Origin of the sequence: Arthrobacter sp. ISL-5 (genome assembly GCF_018613835.1) — a bacterium.
In the GTDB taxonomy this organism is placed as follows: Bacteria; Actinomycetota; Actinomycetes; order Actinomycetales; family Micrococcaceae; genus Arthrobacter.
Window position 1 is genome coordinate 1 of record NZ_JAGGPM010000064.1, and the last position, 7173, is coordinate 7173.

The following is a 7173-nucleotide window of genomic DNA, read 5'->3' on the forward strand; positions in this document are numbered from 1 at the left end:
CATCTAACAAAGTACTACTAGGGACCCTGCACTGTAAGTTCCACCCGGTGCGTCCTGCCCGACACTCTGAGGGAAGCAAAAAACCTCCGGAACCAGTAGGTTCCGGAGGTTTTTCAAATGTGGCAGATGAGGGATTCGAAACCTTTTTTGCGAGTTGTCTCGTTGCTGCAGGAGGGGAGTAAATAGGTAAAAACCGCGGATTCTAGGCGTTTTTTCATGGCCCCAGATCACGCTATTTAACGTAGTTTTCGGCTCAGATGTTGCCAAAATGTTGCCACGAAACGTGGCACACCGTGTAGCAGCCGGAAGCCCAACAGTCCGTATGCTCGGGTCAGGGACGCCGCCGCGTTCCTGACCCCGACGAACCGGAGGACACCTTCGACTCCGGCGGGGCGATGCCCGCACAGCGCACCGCAGCGGTTAGATTGTGCCCATGAGTGAACTTGGGGGCGAGGCTGCGGGAGAGCAGCCGAAGACAAATCGGGCTGCGGCGGATGCGCACTGTGGGCGTTGGGTGTCGTGCTGATCCTGATGGTCGGCATCATCGTCAGTTGCAGCATCGAGATGTCAAAGCCCAAGGCCAACCCGTATCAGTACACCGCAGAGCCCGTCGTCTCGGTTGATGCCGCCACCGCCTCCAAGGTCAAGAACGCGTGTGAAGCCCAGCTCCGGGCCGTAGCAGCCAGCAGCAAGAAGCACTTCACCGGGGTCCCCGACCACCCCTACGACATCGTTTCCATCGATTTCCTCGGGGACGTCAAGCAGGTCGACCTGCTGCGGAAACAGATCGCATGGGAAGTCCCTGTCCGCTCGGTCAGCAAGGTCGCCGACGGCAGCCTCGTCACGCAGACCGAGACCTGCCAATTCAGGGATCTCCTGCAGGACGCGACGATGCTGAATCAATAGCAATTCAGACGGGAAAATAGCCATGAACACACCCATGCTTCCCCTGGCTCTCCGAGGTTTCCGCGAAGCGCACGCACGGCACGAGAGCCTTCGGCTGACTGCCGATCCCACGAGTTATTGGGTATCTGCTTAGCTGAAGTACGCTGGGGTATGGCCGATTTGTCGCCGCAAGTGCCGCGTGCAGGCGTGGACTACCCCCAAGACGTTCGGGCAGTTCCAGGAATGGTTCAGCACGGACGAGGCCTGCTTCGAGTACCTGGCCAGACTCCGCTGGCCCGACGGGTTCGTCTGCCCGAAGTGTGGCGGCACGGACTACTGGCGCACGGGCGCTGGGCTGTGGATGTGCAAAGGGTGCTCGCGACGGACGTCGGTGACGGCCGGGACCATCTTCGACCGCACCCGCACCCCGCTGCGGACCTGGTTCGCGGCGATCTGGTTCGTGACGTCCCAGAAGAACGGCGTATCCGCCCTCGGACTCCAGCGCGTCCTGGGCTTCGGCTCCTATGAGACGGCGTGGGTCTGGATGCACAAGCTCCGCCGTGCGATGGTCCGCCCGGACCGCGAGATGCTCTCAGGGCTGGTCGAGGTCGACGAGAGCTTCATCGGCGGGGTCCACCGCCAGGCAACTGCGGCGCTTCGCGGACCTCGGCTACCAGCACGAGTACTTCACCCAGCTCGGCTCGGACATCCCGGCGCACGTGAACATGCCGGCCGTCCACATGGCAGCCTCCCAGCTCAAGCGCTGGATCGATGGCACCCTCCACCAGGGCATCTCCCGCGAACAGCTCGCCTACTACCTCGACGAGTTCACCTTCCGCTTCAACCGCCGCACCTCCACCAGCCGCGGACTGCTGTTCTACCGGCTCCTCCAACAGTGCACGAACACCGACCCCGCGCCTCTGAAGGACCTGGTCATCCCCCACGACGTCGACCCGAATCCACCCCAAGAATGAAGATCCGTTCGGCGCCGCCCGCGCGCATGCCTCTGACCGATCCTTCACAAGATGCGCTCGGGCACCGGAGTGTCGCGGGCGGTGCGTGACGTCGTCCCCCATGGGAATTACGTGGCCGCTCAAGGTGGGGAATTCCGTGGCGGGCGCGATAGGTTGCGGACTGCGTCGGCAGGGCGCCCCGGGGGCCGGGCCGCCGCTGCCCGCGGGGTTTCGATCGGGATCCGTGGGCGCTACCGCAGTTGGTCGCGGCGGCGTGTCAGGTAGGCGGCCTCGGCGGTGTTGCCCGCCAGGTCGATGGCTTTGTCGTAGGCCGCGCGCGACTCCTGGCCGCGGCCCAGCCGGAGCAGCAGGTCGGCGCGGGTGGCGTGGTAGGCGTGATAGCCGGCCAACCTGTGCTCAAGACGGCCGACGGTCGCCAGTGCCACCTCCGGGCCGTCGAGCTCGGCCACCGCGATGGCCCGGTTGAGGGCGATGACCGGCGAGGAGTCGAGGCGCACGAGCTGGTCATAGAGGGCGAGGACCTGCGACCAGTCGGTGTCGCGCATGTCGCGGGCGGAGGTGTGCACGGCGTTGATCGCTGCGAGGATCTGGTATCGACCTGGAGCCTCGCCGGCCGCGGCAGCGGCAAGGCGTTCGCGCACCAGCCGATGGCCCTCGGCGATCAACGGAGCATCCCAGGCTCCACGGTCCTGCTCGTCGAGGATGACCAGTTCGCCACCGGCCGAGACACGGGCGGTGCGACGGGCCTCGGTGAGCAGCATCAGCGCGAGCAGCCCGGCCACCTCACCGTCGTCCGGCATGAGGTGGCGCACCATCCGGGTGAGCCGGATCGCCTCGGCCGTCAGGTCGTGACGAACGGGATCAGTGTCCGGACCGGTCGCCAGGTAGCCCTCATTGAAGACGAGGTAGACGACAGTGAGAACACCAGATAGGCGCGTCGGGAGGTCCTCCGCTGTCGGTACCCGGTAGGGGATGCGGGCCGCCTTGATCTTGGCCTTCGCACGGGTGATCCGCCGCCCCATGGCGCTCTCCTGGACCAGGAAGGCGCGGGCGATCTCCGGGACAGTCAGCCCGCCGACCATGCGCAGCGTCAGCGCCACCCGGGCCTCCATACCGAGGGCTGGGTGACAGCAGGTGAAGATCAGCCGGAGCTGGTCGTCGTCGATGGCGCCAAGATGCTCTGGCGGGTCGTCGTAGAGCATCCAGGCTTCCTTCTGTTTGTCGTCGCGCTTGTTCTCACGCCGGAGCCGGTCGATGGCCTTGCGCTTCGCTGTGGTGGTCAGCCAGGCGCCGGGATTGGCGGGTACGCCGTCGGCTGGCCATCGCTCGACGGCGGTTGCGAACGCCTCGGCCGCCGCCTCCTCGGCGATGTCGAGGTCACCGAAACGCCTGGTCAGGGCGGCCACCACCCGCGCCCACTCCTCGTGGTGGGCCCGGGTGACCGCCTCCTCGACGTCGCTCACTGGAACGGCCGCACTTCGATCTTCCGATCGCAGACCTTCGACGCCTCGGTGGCGAGCTTGAGTGCTACATCCAGATCGGGGGCCTCCCACACCCAGACGCCGGCGAGGTACTCCTTCGACTCCACGAAAGGCCCGTCGCTGAACACCGCCTGCTCGCCCCGGTTGTCGATGACCGTGGCCGCGTCGGTGTCCGCGAGTCCGCCCGCGAAAACCCAGTAGCCCTCGGCGATCAGTCGTTCGTTGAACGCGCTGATGGCGGGCCGCCTGTCCGTGCTGCCGGGATTGTTCTTGTCATCGATCACGGAAACCAGGTACTGCATGTGAATATCCTCTCCTGTGGTGTCAAGACAGCGTGGTTCGGTGGTCAGGGACTTCAGGCCGTTGCATACCGCGGGCGCCCGGCTGGCCGGTAGACCTGGCTGGTCACGCCCTTCGAGTCGACCCGCGACTCGACCAGGTCGAGCGCAAGATCCGGACCGGTATCCGGGAACAGTCTCGCGCCCTGGCCGAGGATCACCGGGATCACGATCAGAGTCATCTCGTCGACCAGATCGTTCTCCAGCAGCCACTGGGTCAGGGTGCCACTGCCGTGCACCTGCAGCTCACCCCCGGGCTTGGCCTTCAGCTCGCTGATGGCCGCCGCGAGGTCACCGCGGAGAACGGTCGTGTCCTCCCAACGCGGCGCGGTGAGCGTGGTCGAGGCAACGTACTTGGGGGCCTCGTTCAAGGCCACGCCGATGGGATGTGCGCGCATCTGGTCGATTGATCCCCAGGACCCGGCGAACAGCTCGTAGGTGCGCCGGCCGAACAGGAACGCCTCTGCGCGCTGGTAGGTCTGCGTGATGAACGTCCTGGTCTCGTCGTCGCCCTTCCCCCGGGCCCATCCGCCGCGCTCGAATCCGTTCCTGCGGTCATCCGACGCGGCGCCGTTTCCCTGCATCACTCCATCGATGGTGACCTGAGTCATTGTCGTCAGCTTCATGATCGCGGTTCCTTTGCCTTGGCGCCGCCCCTTGTGGGCGGCCTCACCCCTGCTACGAACCCCACCACCCCGATCCGACACCGCCTCCCGGATTTCTTTAAAGAACTTTCCGGGACGCCGGTCGTCAGCGATCCGACAGCACGACAGTTACGCTGCCGACCGCGCTCCACTTCCTCAAGCGCGCCCAGCGCGGACAAGCTCTGGGACCAGATCGACCGCGAAGACCCTGACTAGTCGTCCACACCATGCCGCCGACAGCGCGCTCTCCCAGCCCTCGACGGCCAGTAGCCGACCTCGGTTGAGCAGACGGTGTGTTAGGAGCACGCCTGAGTTCTCCGGCCGGAACTCACCCCGAAACATCATTCCTCATAGCGCGATCCCGCATCGAGAGACGCCAATGGGCTACTTCAGCTAAGCAGATACCCAATCACGAGTTTGTATATCTCGGCGGCTGAATGCGTCTATTGGGCCGCGACCATCGACGAGCAAATTCGCGGGCGAAAGGGCTATTCGAAGTTTAAGGCCACGCACCCCGGCGGCAGGTTGTTGCCCGGTGTGCGGTATGTGCGGAACGCCAAGACGCATAGTCTGCCGATGTCCATGCAGAAGATCGCGGGCACAATTTACCCTGTTGTGTATCCGCGGCCGGGCTTTGAGGTCGTGTGGCTTCCCCTTGATTCGTTGCCGGGGCCAAAACTGCGTGGAGGTAACGTTGCGAACCAGCACGCGCAAGAGCAGGCGGATTCTTACGCCGAGCTCATGGCGGGACAGCCCACACGGCTGACTTTTCAGCGGTTGGCCGACATCTTTTCCAGGCCGACCCGTATTTCGGCGCGGAACACGACCTCGTTGCGGCGAAACAGGTCCCGCGGTGCCGGGGTGCCTTCCGTGGCGGTGTCTCCCATGTACGGGTTCCATACGATGCGCTGGGAGTTCAGGTAAAGCGGCGACACCGTGGACAGGTCCCCGACGATGGCTTCGCCGGCGGGCATCCCAGCGGCCAGGGTCAGTCACCGGGTGTTCCATAGGACCCGTTCGATGGATTTCTGTGCCCTTACCATGGCGTGGGGACTGGCTGGCTACGCCGAAGAGGGATTGGACGCCGTAGTAGAGCTCGAACTAAGCCATACTGATTGGCGGACTCACTGTCCACCGCGCCACAGCGAGGCATCACATTTACTCAGGGTCCGAAGATCCATTTAGATATGCCGGAGTAGTCCACCGTTATCTTCGTCAGGCCGATGACACTGTGGTAATTCAGCTGGGCCATCCTGTCCCAGTCCGCAACGTGAACGCAGCCGTGGGAGGCCAACGTCGCACCCCCGATATGGAGCGCCTCGCCGCGGTTGTAAAACACCGCAAGATGCATCGTAGCTGGTTGGCCCCCACTCTTTGTGGGTTTGGTGTACCTCCGACGCCCACCAAAGTTCGGCCCCTCGAGTTGACTCTTCGGCATTTTGGAGGCACTTATAGCATCGTTGTATCCCACGCCTTCAATGCGGTGCACAGTAAATGTTCCAGAGTCGGTGGGCGCATTAAAGGGGCCTCCTGTAACCCGGACGCTAAACGAAGCCAGGGCGTGCGAGTTAGCGAAATAGGTCGCCGTAGCTGTGCCCTTCGGCATGATGAGGCCGTCGTCATCGAGGGTGACACTGTCGAAAGTGACCGCGATTAGCGAGAGCCAAGGCTGTTTGGTCTTGCTTCTGAAGCTTTTCTCGACAAGAGCGCTCCCGTTTGCGTCACCGAAATTCATCGCGCCTGGACGGCGGTAACGCTGCACGACGGGGTCGCTGGCCAGCAACCGCTGCACGGCGTGGTTGCCAATGCTTCCTTGCAGGGAGGAAATGAGATTCGCTTGGTCAAGGTGAAACGTGACGGCCGGAAGCGACGGGCGGTCAGTGTGTGAGACGGGACGTCGGGCTTCATGCATCTCCATATGCCGATGCTGCTGCATCGCGGTTTTAGTGGGACCGTCCAAGTGTGTACCCGCGCGCGCAACCTTGGTAACCCAATGAGGCAAGAATGGATGGTTAGTCCCCGGATCACAGCTCGCAGATGGCAGGGTATAAAGGGCATAAGTGACATCATCGACTTCCTGAAAAGGATGTAGTCGTGCCCCCAGCGCATTGCTTGCACGTAAAACCATGACGCAACGGTTTCGAGCTGTTCAATTGCCTTCTGCAGCTGCCCGTCCAGCACGGTGCGGTCGCTGATGACGATCACGCCGTCAAACACCTTCGTCCCGTCCTCACGGAACAGGGACGCGAGCCGGTACGCAATCCATGCGATCGAGTCAGTCTTTCCTGATCCGGCCGAATGCTGAATCAGGTGGACCGGCACGGGTTGGAGTCCGGTCTTCAGAGCCGTAGATACCTATCGAGCCAAGCCCGCAGTAGTGCGAGCATGCCCCCTGCCCAGGCTCCCGTAGGCTCCTTGCATGGGGAAGAGAAAACTACATGGACCTGCGCGCACGGCATGTGCTGGTGCAAAGGCAGCATTCGTTGTGACCATTGTGACGGGCCTCTGCTTGGCTGGCTGTGGCGTGCTAGTGGTCATGTTCGTTAGTTCGTCGGGGGTTCAGGCTGCGGCCTCGTCGTGTCGGTCGATGCGTTGGAGGAGGTCGTGGAGCGCGATGCGTCCGAAGCGTCAGTTGAAGGGGTTCGCGGTCGCGTTGTAGCGGTCTTGGAAGGCCAGGAGCCGGTCTTCGAGGGCAGCCAGATCGGGGAAGTCTTGAGGCTTGACGACTTTGCGTTGAACGATGGAGAAGTAGATCTCGACCTGGTTGAGCCATGACGCGTGTACGGGCAGGTGCACGAGCGTCGCGGTGGGCCAGGCGTCGTTCATCCGCTGCGCCGAGGCTGCCCCGGCG

At 63.4% G+C, this 7173-nt stretch carries 6 protein-coding genes and 2 pseudogenes; 2 read left to right on the forward strand and 6 right to left on the reverse strand.

Annotated elements, in window-relative coordinates; all coding sequences use genetic code 11:
• Positions 1-519: 519 nt before the first annotated feature.
• Together J7I89_RS24490 and J7I89_RS24495 are read left to right on the forward strand one after the other, a co-directional pair.
• On the forward strand, positions 520-906 hold the full coding sequence (locus tag J7I89_RS24490) for a hypothetical protein (protein ID WP_214975919.1): 387 nt from the start codon (positions 520-522) through the stop codon (positions 904-906).
• Between the two features lie 150 nt (positions 907-1056).
• Positions 1057-1859 (forward strand): annotated as a pseudogene (locus J7I89_RS24495) (IS1595 family transposase).
• A gap of 230 nt (positions 1860-2089) precedes the next feature.
• Here J7I89_RS24495 and J7I89_RS24500 read toward each other — a convergent pair.
• The 6 genes and pseudogenes from J7I89_RS24500 to J7I89_RS24525 form a co-directional block, all read right to left on the reverse strand.
• Positions 2090-3322 carry an RNA polymerase sigma factor gene (locus tag J7I89_RS24500; protein ID WP_214975921.1) on the reverse strand — a complete coding sequence of 411 codons (1233 nt, stop codon included), beginning with the start codon at positions 3320-3322 and terminating at the stop codon, positions 2090-2092.
• Positions 3319-3642, reverse strand: a complete 324-nt coding sequence (locus J7I89_RS24505; protein ID WP_214975923.1) for a YciI family protein — start codon at positions 3640-3642, stop codon at positions 3319-3321. Before J7I89_RS24505 ends, J7I89_RS24500 begins: the two co-directional genes overlap by 4 nt.
• 53 nt (positions 3643-3695) lie before the next feature.
• Entirely contained in the window at positions 3696-4304 is a 609-nt protein-coding gene (locus tag J7I89_RS24510; protein WP_214975925.1) for a dihydrofolate reductase family protein, read from the reverse strand.
• Between the two features lie 788 nt (positions 4305-5092).
• Entirely contained in the window at positions 5093-5296 is a 204-nt protein-coding gene (locus J7I89_RS24515) for a hypothetical protein (protein ID WP_214975927.1), read from the reverse strand.
• 188 nt (positions 5297-5484) lie between these two features.
• Positions 5485-6450, reverse strand: coding sequence for a L,D-transpeptidase (locus J7I89_RS24520; protein WP_214975929.1), 966 nt, complete (start codon positions 6448-6450; stop codon positions 5485-5487).
• 500 nt (positions 6451-6950) lie between these two features.
• A pseudogene (locus tag J7I89_RS24525) lies at positions 6951-7173 on the reverse strand (IS630 family transposase); the annotation flags it as partial.